This window comes from Pseudomonas sp. SWRI77 (genome assembly GCF_014269105.1).
Taxonomy (GTDB): domain Bacteria; phylum Pseudomonadota; class Gammaproteobacteria; order Pseudomonadales; family Pseudomonadaceae; genus Aquipseudomonas; species Aquipseudomonas capeferrum.
The window spans coordinates 159,668-180,392 of sequence record NZ_JABWRV010000008.1 but is presented as its reverse complement, the minus strand read 5'-3'; the positions used below and the strand labels follow the sequence as shown (position 1 = coordinate 180,392).

Genomic DNA, 20,725 nt, shown 5'->3' with positions numbered 1-20,725 from the left:
CTCCCCCGCCGTACGCCCTCCCGTGCACCCCCCCCTAACCGAACTAAGCTTGTTGCCTCAGTGGGCTTCGCTGCCAATCCAGCGAAGCAGACGCGGCGCACAGCCTAGCGCCGTCCGATAAAAAAGCCTGACCGATCGATCAGAAAAAGATGAAAAACGGTACACATTACAAATATTTATTTGTGTACAATCGTTCGAACCCTGACACCGCTGGACACAGGTGAACGGGCTTGGACACGGGTCGGCGTACCAAAGTTGCGTTGCGATAACCCCGGTGGTTATCGATACTGGCGCCGATTTTTCGACCAACAAGAACATTAAAACCGTGGAACCTTAGAATGAGCACAGCAATCAGTCCGACTGCTTATAACTATAAGGTCGTCCGCCAGTTCGCCATCATGACGGTGGTCTGGGGGATCCTTGGCATGGGCCTCGGCGTCTTCATCGCCTCGCAACTGGTATGGCCGCAACTGAACCTGGACCTGCCCTGGACCAGCTTCGGCCGACTGCGCCCGCTGCACACCAACCTGGTGATCTTCGCCTTCGGCGGCTGTGCGCTGTTCGGCACCAGCTACTACGTGGTGCAGCGCACCTGCCAGACCCGGCTGATCTCCGACAGCATGGCGGCCTTCACCTTCTGGGGCTGGCAAGCGGTAATCGTCGGCGCACTGATCACCTTGCCGATGGGCTACACCACCACCAAGGAATACGCCGAGCTGGAATGGCCGCTGGCGATCCTGCTGGCCATCGTCTGGGTCACCTACGGGCTGGTGTTCTTCGGCACCATCGTCAAGCGCAAGACCAAGCACATCTACGTCGGCAACTGGTTCTACGGTGCATTCATCGTGGTCACCGCGATGCTGCACATCGTCAACCACATCTCGCTGCCGGTCAGCCTGTTCAAGTCGTACTCGGCCTATGCCGGTGCCACCGACGCGATGATCCAGTGGTGGTACGGCCACAACGCGGTAGGCTTCTTCCTGACCACGGGCTTTTTGGGGATGATGTACTACTTCGTGCCCAAGCAGGCCGAGCGGCCGATCTACTCGTACCGCCTGTCGATCGTGCACTTCTGGGCGCTGATCACCCTGTACATCTGGGCCGGCCCACACCACCTGCACTACACCGCACTGCCCGACTGGGCGCAGTCGTTGGGCATGGTGATGTCGATCATCCTCCTGGCGCCAAGCTGGGGCGGCATGATCAACGGCATGATGACCTTGTCCGGTGCCTGGCATAAATTGCGTACCGACCCGATCCTGCGCTTCCTCGTCGTCTCGCTGGCGTTCTACGGCATGTCCACCTTCGAAGGCCCGATGATGGCCATCAAGACCGTGAACTCGCTGTCGCACTACACCGACTGGACCATCGGCCACGTCCACGCCGGCGCCCTCGGCTGGGTGGCGATGATCTCGATCGGCGCGGTCTACCACATGATCCCGCGCCTATATGGCCGCGCGCAGATGCACAGCGTCGGCTTGATCAACGCGCACTTCTGGCTGGCGACCATCGGCACCGTGCTGTACATCGCCTCGATGTGGGTCAACGGCATCACCCAGGGCCTGATGTGGCGCGCCATCAACGATGACGGCACGCTCACCTACTCCTTCGTCGAAGCCTTGCAGGCCAGCCACCCGGGCTACATCGTCCGTGCGCTGGGCGGTGCGTTCTTCGCCTCGGGCATGTTGCTGATGGCCTATAACGTGTTCCGCACCGTACGCGCGGCCAACCCGGTAGAAGCGGATGAAGCCGCCAAGATCGTCGTCGTGGGAGCGCACTGATGAAGCATGAAGCCGTCGAGAAGAACATAGGCCTGCTGGCCTTCTTCATGGTCATCGCCGTCAGCGTCGGTGGCCTGACCCAGATCGTCCCGCTGTTTTTCCAGGACGTCACCAACAAACCCGTTGAAGGCATGAAGCCGCGCACCGCGCTGGAGCTTGAAGGCCGCGACATCTACATCCGTGAAGGCTGCGTGGGCTGCCACTCGCAGATGATCCGCCCGTTCCGCGCTGAAACCGAGCGCTATGGCCACTACTCGGTGGCCGGTGAAAGCGTGTGGGACCACCCGTTCTTGTGGGGCTCCAAGCGTACCGGCCCGGACCTGGCCCGCGTCGGTGGCCGCTACTCCGATGACTGGCACCGTGCGCACCTGTACAACCCGCGCAACGTGGTGCCCGAGTCGAAGATGCCGTCCTACCCGTGGCTGGTCGAGAACAAGCTCGACGGCAAGGACACCGCGAAGAAGATGGAGGTCCTGCGGACCCTCGGCACCCCGTACACCGACGCCGACATCGCCGGCGCGCGTGACGCGGTCAAGGGCAAGACCGAAATGGACGCCATCGTCGCGTACCTGCAGGGTCTTGGCACCATCATCAAAAGCAAACGGTGACGCTGATGGATATCGGGATGATTCGCGGCCTGGGCACCGTCGTGGTGATGGTGGCCTTCGTGGGCCTGGCGCTGTGGGTGTTCAACCCGCGGCGCAAGCAGGAGTTCGACGAGGCGACCCGGCTGCCCTTCGCGGATGACCCCGAAGCCACCCGGCACGTCGAGCAAGCGCAAGCAAAAGCTTCTGGGAGCAAAAAACAATGACAACCTTCTGGAGTCTGTACGTCACCGTCCTGACCCTGGGCACCATCTTCTCGCTGACCTGGCTGCTGCTGTCGACCCGCAAGGGCCAGCGCGAAGAGGTCACCGACGAGACCGTCGGGCATGCCTTCGATGGCATCGAGGAATATGACAACCCACTGCCCAAATGGTGGTTCTGGCTATTCGTCGGCACCATCATCTTCGCCCTCGGCTACCTGGTGCTGTACCCGGGCCTGGGTAACTGGAAAGGCATCCTGCCGGGCTATTCGTACCTGGATACCGACAAGCAGACCGAGTTTGCCAACGGCCAGCCGGGCTGGACCGGCGTGCACGAGTGGGAGAAGGAAATGGCCAAGGCCGATGCCCGCTTCGGGCCGATCTTCGCCAAGTTCGCCGCCATGCCCATCGAGGACGTGGCCAAGGACCCGCAGGCACTGAAAATGGGCGCACGGCTGTTTGCCTCCAACTGCTCGGTGTGCCACGGCTCCGACGCCAAGGGCGCCTACGGCTTCCCCAACCTGACCGACAACGACTGGCGCTGGGGCGGTGAGCCGGAAACCATCAAGACCACCATCATGGGCGGGCGCCACGGCGTGATGCCGGCCTGGTCCGAGGTGATCGGCGAGCAAGGTGTGGCTGATGTGGCGGCCTTTGTGGTCAGCAAGCTCGATGGCCGTACGCTGCCCGAAGGCGTGAAGGCCGATGCCGAGAACGGGCAGAAGATCTTCGCCGCCAACTGCGTGGCCTGCCATGGGCCTGAAGGCAAGGGCACCCCAGCCATGGGCGCACCGAACCTGACCCACCCGCAGGCGTTCATCTACGGGTCGAGCTTTGCTCAACTGCAACAGACCATCCGTTATGGTCGCCAGGGGCAGATGCCGGCGCAGGAACAGTTGCAAGGTAATGACAAGGTGCATTTGCTGGCCGCTTATGTTTACAGCCTGTCGCATCAGCAGGAGCCCGCTAAGGCCGAGTAAGCAGGTTCGGCCTCTTCGCGGGGCAAGTCGGATCGCGAAGAGGCCCGCCAATTCAGCACAAGATGACTTGGATCAATTGACACCCGCCATAACACGATTCACACCACGAACCCAACGCGACTAAAGGTCGCAGTGCGACCCCAGACTGCCATCACGGGCGTATCATGGGGCGCAGCGCGCTAGCAGATTGCGCGAGACTGCGGCCGGCATGCACTGGCCGCGGCATTTCTCCACTGCCGTGGGACTTGATGATGAGCAAGCAAATTCCGGTACATGACGTCACCCCGCCTGCCAGCAAAGGGAAGGATTCCGTCGACCTCTACGCCGCCCGCGAGAAAATCTACACCCGCGCCTTCACCGGCGTCTTCCGCCGCCTGCGCATGGTCGGCGGTGCGCTGCTGTTCCTGCTGTACTTCGGCACCGTGTGGCTGAACTGGGGCGGCCACCAGGCCGTCTGGTGGAACCTGCCCGAGCGCAAGTTCTACATCTTCGGCGCCACCATCTGGCCTCAAGACTTCATCCTGCTGTCGGGTATCCTGATCGTCGCCGCCTTCGGCCTGTTCTTCGTCACCGTGTATGCCGGCCGCGTATGGTGCGGCTACACCTGCCCGCAAAGCGTATGGACGTGGATCTTCATGTGGTGCGAAAAGGTCACCGAAGGGGACCGCAACCAGCGCATGAAGCTCGACAGGGCGCCCATGAGCGGCAACAAGTTCTTGCGCAAGTTCGCCAAGCACAGCCTATGGCTGCTGATCGGGTTCGTCACCGGCATGACCTTCGTCGGCTACTTCTCGCCGATCCGCGAACTGGCCATCGAATTCTTTACCGGCCAAGCCGATGGCTGGGCCTACTTCTGGGTCGGGTTCTTCACCCTTGCCACCTATGGCAACGCCGGCTGGCTGCGCGAGCAGGTGTGCGTGTACATGTGCCCCTATGCGCGCTTCCAGAGCGTGATGTTCGACAAGGACACGCTGATCGTGTCGTACGACCCGCGCCGTGGCGAAACCCGTGGCCCGCGTAAAAAAGACATCGACTACAAGGCCCAGGGCCTGGGCGACTGCATCGACTGCACCATGTGCGTACAGGTCTGCCCCACCGGCATCGACATCCGCGACGGCCTGCAGATCGAGTGCATCGGCTGCGCCGCGTGCATCGACGCCTGCGACACCATCATGGACAAGATGAACTACCCCAGAGGCTTGATCAGCTACACCACCGAGCACAACCTGTCCGGGCAGAAAACCCACATGCTGCGCCCCCGCCTGATCGGCTACGCGCTGGTGCTGCTGGTGATGATCGGCGCCCTGGCCACCGCCTTCGCTACCCGCTCGCTGGTCGGTTTCGACGTCAGCAAGGACCGGGTGCTGTACCGCGAAAACGCCCAGGGGCGGATCGAGAACGTCTACAGCCTCAAGGTCATGAACAAGGACCAGCGCGACCACGTCTACGTGCTGGACGCCGCCGGCCTACCGGACCTCAAGCTCGAAGGCCAGCGCGAAATCCGCGTGGCGGCCGGCGATATCGTCAGCCTGCCGGTGCAACTGTCGGTGGCGCCCGAGAAACTGCCATCGACCACCAACGAAATCATCTTCACCCTCAAGAGCGCCGATGACAGCGACGCCCAGGTTGAAGCCAAGAGCCGCTTCATCGGCCCACAGATCCGCTGAGAGAGACTATCGACAATGCCTGCCGCCACCGCCGCCAGCCCTTGGTACAAACACCTCTGGCCCTGGATCATCATCGGCATCCTCACCACCTCCGTGTGCCTGAGCCTGACCATGGTCAGCATTGCCGTGCGCAACCCCGACAACCTGGTGAATGACAACTACTACGAGGCCGGCAAGGGCATCAACCGCTCGCTGGACCGCGAGCTGCTGGCCCAGACCCTCAAGCTCAAGGCCAGCGTGCACCTGGACGACCTGACCGGCGAAGTGGACCTGCGCCTGAGCGGCGACAGCGACCCGCAGACACTGGAACTGAACCTGATATCGCCCACCCAGCCGGACAAGGACCGCAAGGTGCTGCTGAGCCGTGCCGAGGCGGGGCGTTATGTCGGCCAACTGGACGACAAGGTCGACGGGCGGCGCTTCGTCGAGTTGCTGGGCAGCCAGGAAGGGCAAGTATGGCGGCTGTTCGAGGAAGAGAAAGTGGAGCATGGGGTAACCTTGCAACTGGGCGATGAAGCGCTGCTGGGTGCGGAACACAAATAATCGCGACACTTACCCAACCTGTGGGAGCGGGCTTGCCCCGCGAAAGGGCCAGGCCTGCTTATTGATGTTGACCCTACCGGCCCATTCGCGGGGCAAGCCCGCTCCCACAGGCCCCGTCCCCGCTACTCAATGCGTGCTTGCCTTATGACCCAACCCACCCCCTGCTACCACTGCGCCCTGCCCGTCCCCGGCGGCAACCGCTTCACCGCTGTGGTGCTCGGCGAAACCCGACAGTTCTGCTGCCCGGGCTGCCAGGCGGTGGCCGAGTCGATCGTCGCCGGGGGCCTGGAGCACTACTACCAGCACCGCAGCGACACCAGCGCCAACCCCGAGGCGCTGCCCAGGCAACTGCAGGACGAGCTGGCGCTCTACGACCGCAGCGACGTGCAGCAAACCTTCGTCCGCCATACAGGCGACCTGGCCGAAGCCACCCTGCTGGTCGAGGGCATCAGTTGCGCCGCCTGCGGCTGGCTGATCGAAAAACACCTGCGCAACCTGCCCGGGGTCGCCGAAGCTCGCTTGAACCTGTCCAACCACCGCCTGCTGCTCAGCTGGGACGACAACCAGTTGGCGCTCTCGCGCCTGCTCGCCGAGCTGCGCCAGATCGGCTACGCCGCCCACCCCTACCAACCCGACCAGGCCGCCGAACAACTGGCCCGCGAGAACCGCAGCGCTCTCAGGCGCCTGGGCGTCGCCGGCTTGCTGTGGTTCCAGGCGATGATGGCGACCATGGCCACCTGGCCTGAATTCAACATCGACCTCTCGCCCGAGCTGCACACCATCCTGCGCTGGGTCGCGTTGTTCCTCACCATCCCGATCGTGTTCTACAGCTGCGCGCCCTTCTTCAAGGGCGCGGCGCGCGACCTGCGCACCCGCCACCTGACCATGGACGTCTCGGTCTCGCTGGCCATCGCCCTGGCGTTCGGCGCCGGGATCTGGACCGCGATCAGCGGCAGCGGCGAGCTGTATTTCGATACCGTGGGCATGTTTGCCCTGTTCCTGCTGACCGGCCGCTACCTCGAACGGCGCGCCCGTGAACGCACTGCGGCGGCCACCGCGCAACTGGTCAACCTGCTGCCGGCCTCGTGCCTGCGGTTGGACACCATTGGCCGCGCCGAGCGCATCCTGCTCAGCGAACTGCAGCGCGGCGACACGGTGCAAGTGCTGCCCGGCGCGGTGATACCCGCCGATGGGCGCATCGTCGAAGGCCGCTCCAGTGTCGACGAGTCGCTGCTGACCGGCGAATACCTGCCGCAACCGCGCCGCGTCGGCGAGCGGGTCACCGGCGGCACGCTGAACGTCGAGAGCACCTTGAACATTGAGGTCGAAGCCCTCGGCCACGACTCGCGGCTGTCGGCCATCGTCCGCTTGCTGGAACGCGCGCAGACCGAAAAACCGCGCCTGGCCGAGATCGCCGACCGCGCCTCGCAGTGGTTTTTGCTGTTCACCCTGATCGCCGCCGTGGTCATCGGCCTGTGGTGGTGGCACCTGGACCCGGGCAGGGCCTTCTGGATCGTGCTGGCCATGCTGGTAGCAACCTGCCCGTGTGCCCTGTCCCTGGCCACCCCCACGGCCCTCACCGCCGCTACCGGCACCCTGCACAAACTCGGCCTGCTGGTAACCCGCGGCCATGTGCTCGAAGGCCTCAACCAGATCGACACGGTCATCTTCGACAAGACCGGCACGCTCACCGAAGGCCGCTTGACCCTACGCAGCATCCGCCCACTGGGCAGCTTGGCCGCCGACCGTTGCCTGGCCCTGGCCGCCGCCCTGGAAAACCGCTCCGAACACCCCATCGCCCGCGCGTTCGGCCGCACTGCCGCGCCTGCCGACGATGTGCAGACAGTACCCGGCTTGGGCCTTGAGGGGCGGGTCGACGGCCAGCGCCTGCGCATCGGCCAGGCCACCTTCGTCTGCGCCCTGAGTGGCGCCGAGATACCCGGCGTGCCCGAGCCACGTGGGCAATGGCTGCTGCTGGGCGATCGCCAGGGGCCGCTGGCCTGGTTCGGCCTGGACGACCGCCTGCGCGACGACGCCCCCGCCCTGCTCGCCGCCTGCAAGGCACGTGGCTGGCGGACGCTGCTGCTGTCCGGCGACAGTTCACCCATGGTCGCCGAGGTGGCTGCACAGCTGGGCATCGACCAGGCCATCGGCGGCTTGCGCCCGGACGACAAACTGGACCGGCTCAAGGCGCTGCAGGCGGCAGGGCGCAAGGTGCTGATGCTGGGCGACGGGGTCAACGACGTGCCGGTGCTGGCTGCTGCCGACATCAGCATTGCCATGGGCAGCGCCACCGACCTGGCCAAGACCAGCGCCGATGCGGTGCTGTTGTCCAACCGCCTGCAGGCACTGGTACAGGCCTTCGACCTGGCCCGCCGCACCCGCCGCAACATCCTCGAGAACCTGCTGTGGGCAACCCTGTATAATGGCCTCATGTTGCCGTTTGCCGCGCTCGGCTGGATCACCCCGGTGTGGGCGGCCATCGGCATGTCGGTCAGTTCGCTGATCGTGGTCCTCAACGCCCTGCGCCTGACCCGGCTGCCAACTGCGCCGGCCACCAGCAGCCACCGGCAACCCGCCACCGCCTGAGCAGGAGCCGCCCGATGCCAGCCCTTTATGTCATGATCCCGGCCGCCCTGTTGCTGGTCGGTGTTGCCGTCTACATCTTCTTCTGGGCGGTGGACAGCGGCCAGTACGACGACCTCGACGGCCCTGCCCACAGCATCCTCTTCGACGACCAGGACCCGCGCCACCAGGCTGCGGTGAAAACGGACGACACCCCGGCCGAAGACGACAAGGAACCCCCTCCCCGTGCCTGACCTGCTTCCCCTGCTCGGCTCGGCGCTGATCCTTGGCCTGCTCGGCGGCGGCCATTGCCTGGGCATGTGCGGCGGCCTGATGGGCGCGCTGACCCTGGCCATCCCACCCGAGCAACGCGGCCGGCGTTTGCGCCTGCTGCTGGCGTACAACGTCGGGCGTATTCTCAGCTATGCCTGCGCCGGCCTGTTGCTGGGCCTGGCAGGCTGGGCCGTGGCCAGCAGCCCGGCGGCCCTGGCGCTGCGGGTGCTGGCAGCACTGCTGTTGATTGCCATGGGGCTGTACCTGGCGGGCTGGTGGAGCGGGCTGACGCAGATCGAAGCCTTGGGCAGAGGGCTGTGGCGGCATATCCAGCCCGTGGCCTCGCGCTTGCTGCCGGTGTCCAGCCTGCCCCGCGCCTTGTTGCTGGGCGCCTTGTGGGGCTGGCTGCCGTGCGGGCTGGTGTACAGCACCTTGCTGTGGGCTGCAAGCCAGGGCAATGCGGGGTATAGCGCGGCGTTGATGCTTGCGTTTGGCCTCGGCACCTGGCCGGTGCTGCTGGCGACGGGCTTGGCGGCGGAGCGCGTCAGCAGCCTGCTGCGGCGGCGCAGTGTGCGCATGGCGGGCGGGCTGCTGGTCATCCTGTTTGGCCTGTGGACGCTGCCCGGGCCGCACCAGCATTGGCTGATGGGGCACTGATAGGCCTGCTGTGCAGCCCCAGCAGCTTTTGATACAAATCAACACAGATTCCTACAGACGCCCCTAGACTCCGGACACTGCTCGCTCTATCCGGGGACCGCCCACATGCTCGACGACCTACGTTGGGATACCGACCTGATCCGCCGCTACGACCTGGCCGGACCACGCTACACCTCCTACCCGACCGCCGTGCAACTGCACAGCGAAGTGGGCTCGTTCGACCTGCTGCACGCCCTGCGCGAGAGCCGTCGGGCCGTGCGCCCGCTGTCGTTGTACGTGCACGTGCCGTTCTGCGCCAACATCTGCTACTACTGCGCCTGCAACAAAGTCATCACCAAGGACCGCGGCCGCGCCGCGCCGTACCTGCAACGCCTGGAGCAGGAAATCCAGCTGATCGCCTGCCACCTGGACCCAAAGCAACGGGTTGAACAACTGCACTTCGGCGGCGGCACGCCCACCTTCCTCAGCCCGGTGGAGCTGCGCCAGCTGATGGCGACCCTGCGCCAGCACTTCAACCTGCTGGACGACGACTCCGGTGACTACGGCATCGAAATCGACCCCCGCGAAGCCGACTGGTCGACCATGGGGCTGCTTCGCGAGCTGGGTTTCAACCGTGTCAGCCTGGGCGTGCAGGACCTCGACCCGGCCGTGCAGCGTGCGGTCAACCGCCTGCAAAGCCTGGAGCAGACCCGCACCCTGATCGAGGCGGCGCGTACCCTGCAGTTCCGCTCGGTCAACCTGGACTTGATCTACGGCCTGCCCAAGCAGACGCCAGAAGGCTTCGCGCGTACCGTCGAGGAAGTCATCCGCCTGCAGCCCGATCGCCTGTCAGTGTTCAACTATGCCCATTTGCCGGAGCGCTTCATGCCCCAGCGGCGCATCGACAACAACGACCTGCCGAGCCCGACGGCGAAACTGGAGATGCTGCATGCCACCATCGACCAGCTGACTGCCGCCGGTTACCGCTACATCGGCATGGACCACTTCGCCCTGCCTGACGATGAGCTGGCCATGGCCCAGGAAGAAGGCACCCTGCAACGCAACTTCCAGGGCTACACCACCCACGGTCACTGCGACCTGATCGGCCTGGGGGTCTCTGCCATCAGCCAGATCGGTGACCTCTACTGCCAGAACAGCAGCGACCTCAACACCTACCAGGACTCCCTTTCCAACGCCCAGCTGGCAACCCAGCGTGGCCTGCTGTGCAACCACGACGACCGCCTGCGGCGGGCTGTGATCCAGCAGTTGATCTGCCATTTCGAACTGGACTTCGAGCCAATCGAACAGGCCTTCACCATCGATTTTCGCGGCTACTTCAACGACCTCTGGCCAGAACTGCTGACCTTGCAGCGGGACGGCCTGATCAGCCTGGACGACAAGGGCATCCGCATCCTGCCTGCCGGCCGCCTGTTGGCGCGCTCTGTGTGCATGGTGTTCGATGCCTACCTGGCCATGCACAACCGCCAACGCTTCTCGCGGGTGATCTGAAAAGCGAGGCGTTCGACCGCATGGACAAGCGCCTTTGGCCAGCACACTATGGGCACTCACAGGGCCTCGGCGCGCACCCGCCGAGGCCTGGCCAGCACGCACCACAATAGCGCCCGCTGGCCTACACCCACGCCGTGAGTTACCCTTACGTCTTATGTGTGCTTTCCCACAAGGATCGATTGAAAATGTCCGAGCCAGTTAAACTGCGCCCACATGCCCAGGCCCATTGCAAGGATTGCAGCCTGGCCCCCCTGTGCCTGCCTCTTTCGCTCAACCTGGAAGACATGGATGCACTGGATGAAATCGTCAAACGTGGCCGGCCGCTGAAAAAAGGCGAGTTCCTGTTCCGCCAGGGTGACAATTTCGGCTCGGTCTATGCAGTACGTTCCGGCGCCCTCAAGACCTTCAGCCTCAGTGACAGCGGCGAAGAGCAGATCACCGGCTTCCACCTGCCCAGCGAGCTGGTCGGCCTGTCCGGCATGGACACCGAGGCCTACCCGGTGTCGGCCCAGGCCCAGGAGACCACGTCGGTGTGCGAAATCCCCTTCGAGCGCCTCGACGAACTCTCGGTGCAACTGCCGCAGTTGCGCCGCCAGTTGATGCGGGTAATGAGCCGCGAGATCCGTGACGACCAGCAGATGATGCTGCTGCTGTCGAAGAAAACCGCCGACGAACGCATCGCCACCTTCCTGGTCAACCTGTCCGCGCGCTTCCGCGCCCGCGGCTATTCGGCCAACCAGTTCCGCCTGAGCATGTCGCGCAACGAAATCGGCAATTACCTGGGCCTGGCGGTGGAAACCGTGTCGCGGGTGTTCACCCGCTTCCAGCAAAACGGCCTGCTGCGCGCCGAAGGCAAGGAAGTGCATATCCTCGACCCGATCCAGCTGTGTGCACTGGCCGGCGGTGCAATGGACGCCTGAGCCTGGGTTAACGGGTATACTGGCGCAATCGTTTTTCCAGGATACCCGCACCAATGCACAGCGAAGCCTTCGACCTCAAAGCCCTGATCCGCCCGGTAGTGGACTTCCCCAAACCGGGCGTGATCTTTCGCGACATCACCCCGTTGTTCCAGTCCCCGCGCGGGCTGCGCTATGTCGCCGACCAGTTCATCGAGCGGTATGTCGAGGCTGAGTTCAGCCACATCGGCGCCATGGACGCGCGCGGCTTCCTGATCGGCTCGATCATCGCCCACCAGTTGAACAAGCCGCTGATCCTGTTCCGCAAACAAGGCAAGCTGCCGGCTGACGTGCTTTGCGAGGGTTACCAGACCGAGTATGGCGAGGCCTTCCTCGAAGTGCATGCCGACAGCCTGTGTGAAGGCGACTCGGTGCTGATTTTCGATGACCTGATTGCCACTGGCGGCACGCTGCTGGCGGCGGCGAACCTGGTGCGTCGTACCGGGGCCCAAGTGTTTGAGGCGGCGGCGATCATTGACCTGCCAGAGCTGGAAGGTTCGCGCCGGCTGCAGGCGGCGGGTGTGCCGACGTTCTGCCTGATCGAGTTTTCGCTGAACGAAAATTGAGTTACATACCGGGGCTGCTTTGCAGCCCCAAGATCTGAAATCAGAGTGAAATCGGCCTGCGCCCTGCAAAGGCATGCGCCAGCGTCCCGCCATCCACCAACTCCAGCTCGCCCCCCAGCGGCACGCCATGGGCAATCCGCGACGCCACCAGGCCTTTCTCGTTCAGCAACTGGGCGATGTAATGCGCCGTCGCCTCCCCTTCCACCGTCGGGTTGGTCGCCAGGATCACCTCGGTAAAGGTGCCCTGCGCTTCGATCCGCGCCATCAGCTGCGGCACACCGATCGCCTCAGGCCCCAGGCCATCGAGTGGCGACAGGTGCCCCTTGAGCACGAAATAGCGGCCGCGGTAACCGGTCTGCTCCACTGCATACACATCAACCGGCCCCTCGACCACACACAATTGCGTGTCGTCACGGCGCGGGTCGGCACACTGCGGGCACAGTTCCTGCTCGGTCAGGGTGCGGCATTGGCGGCAATGGCCCACCCCTTCCATGGCCTGGGTCAGCGCCTGAGCCAGGCGCAGGCCGCCGCTGCGGTCGCGTTCGAGCAACTGCAGGGCCATGCGCTGGGCGGTTTTCTGGCCGACACCCGGCAGGGTGCGCAAAGCGTCGATCAGTTGGCGGATCAGTGGGCTGAAGCTCATGTAGACAGGCCTGCAAGTCGGGGGAACAGAATGAACAAGGGAGCAACGACCCTACGGCCGTTACTCCCCATTTGACGCAAAAGGTCGATCAGAACGGCATCTTGAAGCCCGGTGGCAACTGCATGCCAGCGGTCATGCCGCCCATTTTTTCCTGGCTGCTCTGCTCCACCTTGCGTACCGCGTCGTTCAGTGCGGCAGCGATCAGGTCTTCGAGCACTTCCTTGTCGTCTTCATCAGTCGACATCAGGCTTTGGTCGATGCTGACGCGCTTCACGTCGTGACGACCGGTCATCACCACACTCACCAAGCCACCACCGGATTGGCCGGTCACTTCGGCGTTGGCCAGTTCTTCCTGCATCTTGGCCATTTTTTCCTGCATCTGCTGAGCCTGCTTCATCAGGCCGGCCATGCCACCTTTCATCATGGGGGTATACCTCGATTGGGTCGTGTGATGCGGCCTGGCACCGGGCCGGCCGCATGGTTATCCGTTACTGGCCCTGATTGGCCAGGGCCTCTACAGGCTCAATAGTATCCTGTCGCACCTTGGCACCGAACTGCTTGATCATCTGCTGGATCAACGGATCCTGCTCGATCGACACCACCGCGTCTTGCTGGCGCTCGGCACGTTTGCGCGAGGCCGCCTGGGCCGGGGTTTCCTGCTCTGGGCGAATCAGCTCGATACGCAGGTTCAGGTTACGCCCAAGGTGCTGATTGAGCGCCTCGTTCAGACGCCGCTGCTGGGTGGCGTTGAACAGCGCGCCCTGGCCAGGGTCCAGGTGCAGCAGCCAGTCGTCGCCGTCGGCGGCCATCAACGTACAGTTTGCCGCGATGTTGCCTGTCATACCGGAGACAGGCAACTGTGGGAATAATTCCAGCCATTGCAGGGCCAGGCCGGTGGCCGGCTTGGCGGCCGGCAGCGGTTCGGCAGCGGGTTTGGCCTGCTCTTCCTGAACATGCTCGGCCAGTTCATCGAGGTAACTGAAGCCGACCGGGTCGCTGTCACCGATGTAATAGTCTTCGTCCGCCGGCGGCTCGTCATCACGGTCCATGCCCGCCGCTGCATAGGCGGACGGGTCGAACGGCGGCTCGTCGTAGGCCGGCTGATCACGCTGTGGCTCGGCCACGGCAGGCTGCGGCGCAACAACGTGCTCGGGGGCGGCAGCAACCGGCTGCACAGGCGCTATAGGCGCTACAGGCTCTTCCCAAGGCAGGTCGATGACCTCGGCGACGGGCTCCGGCGCCGGTGCTGCGGTCTCTACGGGCACCTCAACGACAGGCGCGGGCTGATCAACCGCAGGCGCCTGCTCGACGGCCGGCGCGGCCGGGGCCGGCACAGCTTGCGCGACGACCGGCACCACGGGCTCTGCGACTGGCGGCGCAGGGGCCACCAGCGCCGCTGCCACCGGGGTTGCAGGATCAGCTGTGGCTTGGCTGACCCCCACCGGCTTTAGCACCGGCTTCGGTGCATCGTCGGTATCGGCCGGGCGGAAGGCCAGCATCCGCAGCAGGACCATCTCGAAGCCGCCGCGCGGGTCGGGCGCCAAGGGCAGGTCGCGACGGCCGATCAGGCCCATCTGGTAATAGAACTGCACGTCCTCGGCCGGTAGCGCCTGGGCCAGCGCCAACACGCGGTCACGGTCGCCCTGGCCGTTGTCCACCGCCTCTGGCAGCGCCTGGGCGATGGCGACACGGTGCAGCACATTGAGCATCTCGGCCAGCACACCGCTCCAGTCCGGGCCTTGCTCGGCAAGGTTGCGCACGGCCTCCAGCAGCGCCCGCGCATCGCCTTCGAGCAGTGCCTGCAACACCCCGTAGACCTGGCCGTGGTCGAGGCTGCCCAGCATGGCGCGCACATCGGCGGCGAGCACCTTGCCTTCACCGAAGGCGATGGCCTGGTCGGTCAAGCTCATGGCATCGCGCATCGAGCCATCGGCGGCGCGGCCAAGCAACCACAGGGCATCGGGCTCGAACGGCACGCTTTCGGCGGTGAGCACATGGCTGAGGTGTTCGACCACCCGCTCCGGGCTCATGTTCTTCAGCGAGAACTGCAGGCAGCGCGAGAGGATGGTCGCCGGCAATTTCTGCGGGTCGGTGGTGGCGAGGATGAACTTGACGTAGGGCGGCGGCTCTTCCAGCGTCTTGAGCAAGGCGTTGAACGAGTGGGTCGAGAGCATGTGCACTTCGTCGATCAGGTAGACCTTGAAGCGCCCACGGCTCGGGGCATATTGCACGTTATCCAGCAGCTCGCGGGTGTCTTCGACCTTGGTGCGGCTGGCGGCGTCGATCTCGATCAGGTCGACGAAGCGGCCTTCGTCGATCTCCCGGCACACCGAACAGGTGCCGCAGGGCGTGGAGGTGATGCCGGTTTCGCAGTTCAGGCATTTGGCGATGATGCGGGCAATGGTAGTCTTGCCCACGCCACGGGTGCCGGTAAACAGGTAGGCATGGTGCAGGCGCTGGTTGTCCAAGGCATTGATCAAGGCCTTGAGCACATGGGCCTGGCCGACCATTTCGCGGAACGAGCGCGGACGCCATTTTCGTGCAAGAACCTGATAACTCATCGAAAAACCATCGTAGCCTGATCGAGCGGAAGATCGCTAATGCTAGCGGAGCGGGGCCGAAATTGCACCCTGCGCGACTGGTCTAAGCTATGAAACTGGCGCGCTATCCAGGGAGGATGTGCCTTGCGAAGACTGTTGCCCCTGCTATTGCTCTGGGCCACCCACAGCCTGGCCGAACAACCGGTGCTGCGTTTTTCCGTCGCCGAGAGCTGGAGCATGCCGCTGATGCGCGTCGAAGGCGACAAACCGGTGGAGGGTTTGCTGTTCGACCTGATGCAGGCCATTGCCCGGGAAGCAGGTGTACGCCCGGAGTATCACGTACTGGCACGCCTGCGCCTGCAGGAGGCCATAGAGAGCGGCGATATCGACGTGCGCTGTTATGTCAGCCCCCAATGGTTTCATGATCGGCCGGGCAATTATGTCTGGAGCATCCCGTTGATTCATCAGCGCGACGTGCTGGTTGGCGGCGCTGGCGAAGCCGGCCCCACCCGCCCGGAACAACTGGCGCCGCAAGCCATCGGCACCGTGCTGGGTTATGCCTATTCAACCCTGCAGCCGTTGTTCGAACAGGGCCGGCTGCACCGCGAAGACAGCCGCAGCCAACTTTTGGCCCTGCAGAAGCTGCACGCGGGGCGATACCTGCATGCGGTGAGCAATGAACTGTCGTTGCAGTGGTTCAACCACAGCTTGCCGGCGGGGCAGCAGTTGCAGGTGCTGGCGGTGCTGGAGGAGCAGGAGCTGGGGTGCATGGTGCGCAGCGACCCGGCGGTACCGACGCAGGGGGTTCTCAGGGCGCTGGTGCGCATGAAGCAGACGGGGGAGATCGAGCGGATCAGCCAGCGGTATCGGGCTGCGGGGTATGCCGGGAATGCCGCAGCGCCAAGGCCGTGATGATGTGATAGCGGCCTTGCGCCCTACGCGACAATCGGTCAGTGCTGACGCTCAACTCGGCGGCTGTCGCTGTAGGCGAACATCAGGTAGTGGGAGACATTCATCAGCGCGAAGTGCATTGGCACGATGCCTTCGCTGATGGCGCGGGAAAGGGACTTGCCCGGGGGCAAGTCGAAGGTATGGAGTGGGTCGGGGACGATTTTTTTCATGCAGGCTCCATGTGGGTGAGCTGCACCCTTTTGCTTCCACGCATTAGGGTGACAACTGTACGCGGGGTGGAAGACCAGGCACATGGAAAACCCGGCAGGTATGAATACCTCCCGCGCACAGCTGCCATAACAGACAACTGCTCCAAGTCTTTCCCGGGCTTCCACACCCGATCGCTGGACCGACAGCGACCGCAAAAGCCTATGGGGTGGGGTTCCCCAGGACAATCAGACGCGAGTCGACGGGATGCGTAGGATATTTCTGCGAGCCTTACAGATACAGCAGGAAGTCGCCTATACGAATGTAGGAAACTTCTTTGCTGGTGATTGGACTACAAGATCTGGTGTAGAGAGCGATATCGACCCTTAACAGTGATGCCGCATAATTACCGCTACCCCTCAAAAAGACAGCCTCATGCTCCAAGATGATCGAGACAATCTGGAACTCGACAAACTACAGATCGAGAATCGCAAGCTAGCTGCAGAAGCACTTAAATTCATGGCAGAAGAGCGCAAGCTTAGACAAGAAGCGTTCTGGCACCCCTTCGCAACCGGCTCGGTCATTTTGACTGCCATTGCGGGTATCATGACCCTGCTGGTTAAACTCTAAGCACGCTCGTTTTGGCAAGAGGAAAGATCATGCCGCGTTCCACTCAAGATAGGGTTGAGCAATCCCATCGCGAAGTAGAGGCCCTGGCCGAAGACATGCGCAAGGCCAGATCGTTTTCTCCTTGGTCAGCGCTATTGCCGTTCAGCCTCGGTGCGGGCTTTGCTTTGGCGTTGTTTCTTGCGGGCCTCTTGATCTTGCGACTGCTGTAAGCCTGAGCACTGTCTTCACACAACCGCAATCAAACCGGCACTCAAAAACAACCCAACCCCAAACACCGAATGCGTCACCAGACTCTTCAGGCAGTTACGCCCAGGCGTCGGCGTTCTGGAGGCAAAGAACCCTGCCCCCATCAACGGCTGCATGAAGCACAGCGGCGCCGCCACTGTCACCACACCCCACGCCAGCGCAGGCCACAGCGTCGGCGCACTCAGCCAGCCCTCCCCGACCATCCCCACCAACATCACCGCAAACAGCACACCGATGCCATAGTGAATCAGCCAACCCCAGGCCACCTCGTTGGCCACAGGCTCCGCCTTGGCAATCGCCTCATGCCGCGCTCGCCCCTTCATCAAATGCCCCGCCCAACGCCCGACCATGGCGAAATTCAAGGTGGCGATGCCCAAGCGCCGCAGCAACACGCCCCATAGGTCCATGATCACGGTGGCGCCGACCCCGATCAGCAAAGCGGCTTGTAGCATGGCAAGCGTCATTGATTCAGCCCCCTAGGATTGACGTTCAGTTACCTGCCGCGCAGCATAGAAGTTGAAGTCAACTTCAAGTCAAGGACCTCGATGGACATTGCCGATGTCGCCAAACGCACAGGCGTCCCTGCGTCGACCCTGCGTTACTACGAAAAGAAAGGCCTGCTCACGTCGCTCGCCGGGCGTGGCCAGCGACGCCAGTTCGCCGCCGACATTGCGGATAGGCTGGCACTGATCGCCTTGGGGCAAGCATCAGGGTTTTCCCTGGATGAGATCGGGGCGATGCTGGTGGACCTTCAGGTCGATCGACAGATGCTGATAGCCAAGGCGGACGAAATCGACACCCGGGTCAAACGCTTGCGGGCCATGAGCAAGGGGCTGCGGCATGCAGCGCAGTGCCCTGAGGTAGATCACCTGGCCTGTCCGAAATTTCAGCGTTTGATGAAGCTGTCAGCAGCAGGCGCCCTTGGGGAAAAACACCTACACCAGAGCAGGCCTGGAAAAGCGCGAAGCCAGCCACCTGGCCGTACTTAGCCCTACGACCAGGAACGCCACGCCTTCAATGCTCAGCATCATCGCGTTGATCCCAAGCTGCGTGATCAATTGGCTGGCGACGTAGGGGAAGCCGAACACACCGATGAAATACGACAAGCTGAACAGCAGCAGCGCTTGTGCCGTAAGCCCTGCCGGTGCCTCGTTGGCAGCCAGCCCGTTGATCACCGAGTAATTCAGGCCGTAACCCACGCCCAGAAGAACGGCCATGGCCAGATAACTTTCCGTGCTGTGCACCCACTGGTCGAACCCCAGCACGGCCGTTGCCATGATCAAGGTTAAAACCCAGGAGGTCGCCAGCGGGTGTTGCTTCACGACCCAGCCGGCCAGCAGGAGCCTGCAGGAGATCGCAGCGCCCATGAAGCCAATGAAGAAGGTCGAGTAATCAAGCCCCAGGCGGGCGGCATAGCTGGTCTGGAAACTGCCCATGGTGCCGAAGATTGCCCCGCCTAGCCCTACCATCAGGATCGACAGCCCAGAGCGCGAGCTCATCACTTTGAGCGCGGACGCCAACCCGATTTGCACCTTCTCAGCAGGTCGCTGCCCCTGAGAAGTCGAAGCGAGCCAAGCAAAGTACAACCCCGCCAACCCTGCAGCGCACGCCGCCACCCAGAACGCGAGCTGGGTAGGCAGTGCAACAAAAGCGGCGAACTTGCCCAGCAAGGGCCCGGTGCCAATGCCGGTCAGCATGCTGCCAGAGAGCAGTGCAAAACAATGGGTACGGCGCGTGGGCTCGACCATTTGCGTCACCATGATGGGGCCAATGGTGTAGAACACCCCCCAGCCGATGCCAAGCATCAAGCCGCATGCCAACAAAGCGATGCCCAGGCTTGAGACCATGGCAAAGCCCACTGATGACCCGACCAGGCAGAGCGCCCCCACAGCGATGCTGCGAGCAGCGCCAAAGCGCTGCAGCAGGTGCCCCGAGCCGAGCACAGAGAGCAACGTACTTAGCATGGCAACAGCGAATACCTGCCCGGCATCGCTTGCAGTCCCGCCCAGCGTCTGTACCAGCATCGAGAGCAGGAACGTCGTGCCATAGCTGATGGACAGCAGGAAGCACGCGATGCAGAACACCGTGAATGGCTGAAACCTCATGAAAGCAGTCCTTGCGGGTAGGTGCTGTTTTTTATCACGGCAAGGCACAGGCAAAGGCAAGCATTTGCTTACGTTGAGATCGTCACTTCATTACCTAAACGCCCGCCCCGTCGACGCCACTGCTCACGGCTCAACTCCCAGATCTGCTTGAGCACGGGGCCACAGACGAAATGGCCCTCTTCAGTTCCCACCAGCCGCATGCCTTCGTGCACGGAAACACTGCGCGATCGGTCATTGCTCGCGGCCTTGGGCACCTGCATGACGCAACGCCCAAGCGTTTCGAACCAGTAGTGGTTGATGACCCCGCAGGCCTCCCGCATGTAGCCGTTTTTCTGCCATGCCTGTGCAAGCCAGAAGCCACGGTTGTTGCCCGGCTGGTCATAGAGACTGATGCTTCCGATGATCTGCGCAGGCTCCGTCTTCAGGCGAATCATCCAATGCCATTCACACCCGGCGTTCATGGCGGGTAATGCGATGTCTCGGACGTAGACCAGCGCGCCGTCTTCTGGGTAAGGCCAAGGTACGCGGCTGTCCAGGTAGCGAACAATGTCCCAGTGTGGGAACAGTTGCTGAATGGCGTCCGCGTCACCGAGCTGCAGCGGCGTAAGTATGAGGCGCGGAGTTTCGAGGATCGGTAGGCTGTGCATTTTCGCGGAGTCCATTCATGTAGGCGATCTGGGATGCAGGCGCAGCCCAACCCTTACATAGCGTCCGGATATTCTCAACTGCCCAGCGGCTACAACGTGCATGAGGGCAACCCGAGCGCGGCAACGTGTCCGAAAGTGGCAGTCTTGAATTTCAGCGATTGCAGAAGTTGGCAACAGCAGGAGCGCAGAACAGGCCAGAGGGAAGGCCTTAGTCTGAAAGGCTGAGGTTTTAGGACCCCAAAAATGGAGGCGGCCCCACCAGCCACACCCCGGCACTCGATGTTCCCGCTATGGCTGCTCCCTTCCGGGCCTGACCAGGTTAACGGGTAATCAATGCGGGGGGACCGATGGGGCCACCACTAACGCGACTCGCTAAGCAGCGAGCCGCGCCATTGTACCGGTCTGAGGCGAAGTTACAACCTCTGGCCGGAGAAAAAGTCATCATTTCTCAATGACTTGTTTGAATTCGGAGGTACCTTGGCGAACGACGGCCTTTGTAGGAGCGGCCTTGCGTCGCGAAAGGGTCGCGCAGCGG

The 20,725-nt window shown here is 63.2% G+C and carries 23 protein-coding genes and 1 other RNA gene; 16 read left to right on the top strand and 8 right to left on the bottom strand.

Going from position 1 to position 20,725, the window contains the following annotated elements; translation table 11 throughout:
• The first annotated feature begins 338 nt into the window (after positions 1-338).
• The 12 genes from ccoN to HU766_RS11045 all read left to right on the top strand — a co-directional run bounded on the left by ccoN (position 339) and on the right by HU766_RS11045 (position 12,281).
• Positions 339-1,781: a cytochrome-c oxidase, cbb3-type subunit I gene (gene ccoN, locus HU766_RS11100; RefSeq protein WP_047581310.1), complete on the top strand. Its 1,443-nt coding sequence runs from the start codon at positions 339-341 to the stop codon at positions 1,779-1,781.
• Positions 1,781-2,389 (top strand): cytochrome-c oxidase, cbb3-type subunit II, encoded by a 609-nt coding sequence (ccoO, locus tag HU766_RS11095; RefSeq protein ID WP_003254286.1) that lies wholly within the window; start codon positions 1,781-1,783, stop codon positions 2,387-2,389. Before ccoN ends, ccoO begins: the two co-directional genes overlap by 1 nt.
• Positions 2,390-2,394: 5 nt before the next feature.
• Entirely contained in the window at positions 2,395-2,592 is a 198-nt protein-coding gene (locus HU766_RS11090) for a CcoQ/FixQ family Cbb3-type cytochrome c oxidase assembly chaperone (RefSeq protein ID WP_033699345.1), read from the top strand.
• Positions 2,589-3,566 carry a cytochrome-c oxidase, cbb3-type subunit III gene (gene ccoP / locus HU766_RS11085; protein ID WP_186656485.1) on the top strand — a complete coding sequence of 326 codons (978 nt, stop codon included), beginning with the start codon at positions 2,589-2,591 and terminating at the stop codon, positions 3,564-3,566. The genes HU766_RS11090 and ccoP overlap by 4 nt, the downstream gene beginning before the upstream one ends.
• A gap of 251 nt (positions 3,567-3,817) precedes the next feature.
• Complete coding sequence (ccoG, locus tag HU766_RS11080) at positions 3,818-5,233, top strand: cytochrome c oxidase accessory protein CcoG (RefSeq protein WP_033699348.1); 1,416 nt, start codon at positions 3,818-3,820, stop codon at positions 5,231-5,233.
• Positions 5,234-5,248: 15 nt separating this feature from the next.
• Complete coding sequence (locus tag HU766_RS11075; protein WP_186656477.1) at positions 5,249-5,776, top strand: FixH family protein; 528 nt, start codon at positions 5,249-5,251, stop codon at positions 5,774-5,776.
• Between the two features lie 144 nt (positions 5,777-5,920).
• Complete coding sequence (locus HU766_RS11070; protein ID WP_186656458.1) at positions 5,921-8,365, top strand: heavy metal translocating P-type ATPase; 2,445 nt, start codon at positions 5,921-5,923, stop codon at positions 8,363-8,365.
• A gap of 14 nt (positions 8,366-8,379) precedes the next feature.
• A complete protein-coding gene (gene ccoS / locus HU766_RS11065; protein WP_033699353.1) occupies positions 8,380-8,595 on the top strand; it encodes a cbb3-type cytochrome oxidase assembly protein CcoS in 216 nt (71 codons plus the stop codon).
• Positions 8,588-9,271 (top strand): sulfite exporter TauE/SafE family protein, encoded by a 684-nt coding sequence (locus HU766_RS11060; RefSeq protein ID WP_186656449.1) that lies wholly within the window; start codon positions 8,588-8,590, stop codon positions 9,269-9,271. Before ccoS ends, HU766_RS11060 begins: the two co-directional genes overlap by 8 nt.
• Before the next feature lie 105 nt (positions 9,272-9,376).
• The gene (gene hemN / locus HU766_RS11055) at positions 9,377-10,759 is read left to right on the top strand and encodes an oxygen-independent coproporphyrinogen III oxidase (protein ID WP_033699355.1); all 1,383 of its coding nucleotides are present in this window, start codon (positions 9,377-9,379) and stop codon (positions 10,757-10,759) included.
• A 185-nt stretch (positions 10,760-10,944) separates the two neighbouring features.
• Complete coding sequence (gene fnrA, locus HU766_RS11050; RefSeq protein ID WP_033699356.1) at positions 10,945-11,679, top strand: Crp/Fnr family transcriptional regulator FnrA; 735 nt, start codon at positions 10,945-10,947, stop codon at positions 11,677-11,679.
• A 53-nt stretch (positions 11,680-11,732) separates the two neighbouring features.
• The gene (locus HU766_RS11045) at positions 11,733-12,281 is read left to right on the top strand and encodes an adenine phosphoribosyltransferase (RefSeq protein WP_186656446.1); all 549 of its coding nucleotides are present in this window, start codon (positions 11,733-11,735) and stop codon (positions 12,279-12,281) included.
• 40 nt (positions 12,282-12,321) lie between these two features.
• Here the strand turns inward: HU766_RS11045 and recR are convergent, their stop codons facing one another.
• From recR to dnaX, 3 genes are all read right to left on the bottom strand, one after another.
• Positions 12,322-12,924, bottom strand: a complete 603-nt coding sequence (gene recR / locus HU766_RS11040; RefSeq protein WP_033699359.1) for a recombination mediator RecR — start codon at positions 12,922-12,924, stop codon at positions 12,322-12,324.
• 88 nt (positions 12,925-13,012) lie between these two features.
• The gene (locus tag HU766_RS11035; RefSeq protein ID WP_008093501.1) at positions 13,013-13,348 is read right to left on the bottom strand and encodes a YbaB/EbfC family nucleoid-associated protein; all 336 of its coding nucleotides are present in this window, start codon (positions 13,346-13,348) and stop codon (positions 13,013-13,015) included.
• Positions 13,349-13,412: 64 nt separating this feature from the next.
• Entirely contained in the window at positions 13,413-15,485 is a 2,073-nt protein-coding gene (gene dnaX / locus HU766_RS11030; RefSeq protein ID WP_186656444.1) for a DNA polymerase III subunit gamma/tau, read from the bottom strand.
• 123 nt (positions 15,486-15,608) lie between these two features.
• Here dnaX and HU766_RS11025 point away from each other — a divergent pair, with 123 nt between their 5' ends.
• Positions 15,609-16,376, top strand: a complete 768-nt coding sequence (locus HU766_RS11025) for an ABC transporter substrate-binding protein (RefSeq protein ID WP_186656442.1) — start codon at positions 15,609-15,611, stop codon at positions 16,374-16,376.
• A gap of 38 nt (positions 16,377-16,414) precedes the next feature.
• On the opposite strand, the gene HU766_RS11020 is transcribed toward HU766_RS11025, so the two are convergent.
• A complete protein-coding gene (locus HU766_RS11020) occupies positions 16,415-16,585 on the bottom strand; it encodes a hypothetical protein (protein ID WP_186656534.1) in 171 nt (56 codons plus the stop codon).
• Between the two features lie 412 nt (positions 16,586-16,997).
• On the opposite strand from HU766_RS11020, the gene HU766_RS11015 reads away from it, so the two are divergent.
• Both HU766_RS11015 and HU766_RS11010 read left to right on the top strand, forming a co-directional pair.
• Complete coding sequence (locus HU766_RS11015; RefSeq protein WP_186656440.1) at positions 16,998-17,192, top strand: hypothetical protein; 195 nt, start codon at positions 16,998-17,000, stop codon at positions 17,190-17,192.
• Between the two features lie 29 nt (positions 17,193-17,221).
• Positions 17,222-17,401: a hypothetical protein gene (locus tag HU766_RS11010; RefSeq protein ID WP_186656438.1), complete on the top strand. Its 180-nt coding sequence runs from the start codon at positions 17,222-17,224 to the stop codon at positions 17,399-17,401.
• Between the two features lie 15 nt (positions 17,402-17,416).
• Here HU766_RS11010 and HU766_RS11005 read toward each other — a convergent pair whose 3' ends face one another.
• Positions 17,417-17,902, bottom strand: a complete 486-nt coding sequence (locus tag HU766_RS11005) for a DUF2938 domain-containing protein (protein ID WP_186656436.1) — start codon at positions 17,900-17,902, stop codon at positions 17,417-17,419.
• 81 nt (positions 17,903-17,983) lie between these two features.
• Here HU766_RS11005 and HU766_RS11000 point away from each other — a divergent pair, with 81 nt between their 5' ends.
• On the top strand, positions 17,984-18,427 hold the full coding sequence (locus tag HU766_RS11000) for a helix-turn-helix domain-containing protein (RefSeq protein ID WP_186656434.1): 444 nt from the start codon (positions 17,984-17,986) through the stop codon (positions 18,425-18,427).
• Here HU766_RS11000 and HU766_RS10995 read toward each other — a convergent pair.
• From HU766_RS10995 to ffs, 3 genes are all read right to left on the bottom strand, one after another.
• Positions 18,374-19,543 (bottom strand): MFS transporter, encoded by a 1,170-nt coding sequence (locus HU766_RS10995; RefSeq protein WP_186656431.1) that lies wholly within the window; start codon positions 19,541-19,543, stop codon positions 18,374-18,376. The two genes, HU766_RS11000 and HU766_RS10995, sit on opposite strands and share 54 nt — an antisense overlap.
• Positions 19,544-19,611: 68 nt before the next feature.
• On the bottom strand, positions 19,612-20,190 hold the full coding sequence (locus HU766_RS10990) for a GNAT family N-acetyltransferase (RefSeq protein WP_186656427.1): 579 nt from the start codon (positions 20,188-20,190) through the stop codon (positions 19,612-19,614).
• A 253-nt stretch (positions 20,191-20,443) separates the two neighbouring features.
• Positions 20,444-20,540, bottom strand: an RNA gene (gene ffs / locus HU766_RS10985) — signal recognition particle sRNA small type.
• Between the last annotated feature and the right edge of the window lie 185 nt (positions 20,541-20,725).

Excerpts from the sequence above, each read along its gene's own strand:
- ccoN (WP_047581310.1), top strand. The coding sequence starts at position 339 with ATGAGCACAGCAATCAGTCCGACTGCTTATAACTATAAGGTCGTCCGC.
- ccoO (WP_003254286.1), top strand. The coding sequence starts at position 1,781 with ATGAAGCATGAAGCCGTCGAGAAGAACATAGGCCTGCTGGCCTTCTTC.
- HU766_RS11090 (WP_033699345.1), top strand. The coding sequence starts at position 2,395 with ATGGATATCGGGATGATTCGCGGCCTGGGCACCGTCGTGGTGATGGTG.
- ccoP (WP_186656485.1), top strand. The coding sequence starts at position 2,589 with ATGACAACCTTCTGGAGTCTGTACGTCACCGTCCTGACCCTGGGCACC.
- ccoG (WP_033699348.1), top strand. The coding sequence starts at position 3,818 with ATGAGCAAGCAAATTCCGGTACATGACGTCACCCCGCCTGCCAGCAAA.
- HU766_RS11075 (WP_186656477.1), top strand. The coding sequence starts at position 5,249 with ATGCCTGCCGCCACCGCCGCCAGCCCTTGGTACAAACACCTCTGGCCC.
- HU766_RS11070 (WP_186656458.1), top strand. The coding sequence starts at position 5,921 with ATGACCCAACCCACCCCCTGCTACCACTGCGCCCTGCCCGTCCCCGGC.
- ccoS (WP_033699353.1), top strand. The coding sequence starts at position 8,380 with ATGCCAGCCCTTTATGTCATGATCCCGGCCGCCCTGTTGCTGGTCGGT.
- hemN (WP_033699355.1), top strand. The coding sequence starts at position 9,377 with ATGCTCGACGACCTACGTTGGGATACCGACCTGATCCGCCGCTACGAC.
- fnrA (WP_033699356.1), top strand. The coding sequence starts at position 10,945 with ATGTCCGAGCCAGTTAAACTGCGCCCACATGCCCAGGCCCATTGCAAG.
- HU766_RS11045 (WP_186656446.1), top strand. The coding sequence starts at position 11,733 with ATGCACAGCGAAGCCTTCGACCTCAAAGCCCTGATCCGCCCGGTAGTG.
- recR (WP_033699359.1), bottom strand. The coding sequence starts at position 12,924 with ATGAGCTTCAGCCCACTGATCCGCCAACTGATCGACGCTTTGCGCACC.
- HU766_RS11035 (WP_008093501.1), bottom strand. The coding sequence starts at position 13,348 with ATGATGAAAGGTGGCATGGCCGGCCTGATGAAGCAGGCTCAGCAGATG.
- dnaX (WP_186656444.1), bottom strand. The coding sequence starts at position 15,485 with ATGAGTTATCAGGTTCTTGCACGAAAATGGCGTCCGCGCTCGTTCCGC.
- HU766_RS11020 (WP_186656534.1), bottom strand. The coding sequence starts at position 16,585 with ATGAAAAAAATCGTCCCCGACCCACTCCATACCTTCGACTTGCCCCCG.
- HU766_RS11015 (WP_186656440.1), top strand. The coding sequence starts at position 16,998 with ATGCTCCAAGATGATCGAGACAATCTGGAACTCGACAAACTACAGATC.
- HU766_RS11010 (WP_186656438.1), top strand. The coding sequence starts at position 17,222 with ATGCCGCGTTCCACTCAAGATAGGGTTGAGCAATCCCATCGCGAAGTA.
- HU766_RS11005 (WP_186656436.1), bottom strand. The coding sequence starts at position 17,902 with ATGACGCTTGCCATGCTACAAGCCGCTTTGCTGATCGGGGTCGGCGCC.
- HU766_RS11000 (WP_186656434.1), top strand. The coding sequence starts at position 17,984 with ATGGACATTGCCGATGTCGCCAAACGCACAGGCGTCCCTGCGTCGACC.
- HU766_RS10995 (WP_186656431.1), bottom strand. The coding sequence starts at position 19,543 with ATGAGGTTTCAGCCATTCACGGTGTTCTGCATCGCGTGCTTCCTGCTG.
- HU766_RS10990 (WP_186656427.1), bottom strand. The coding sequence starts at position 20,190 with ATGCACAGCCTACCGATCCTCGAAACTCCGCGCCTCATACTTACGCCG.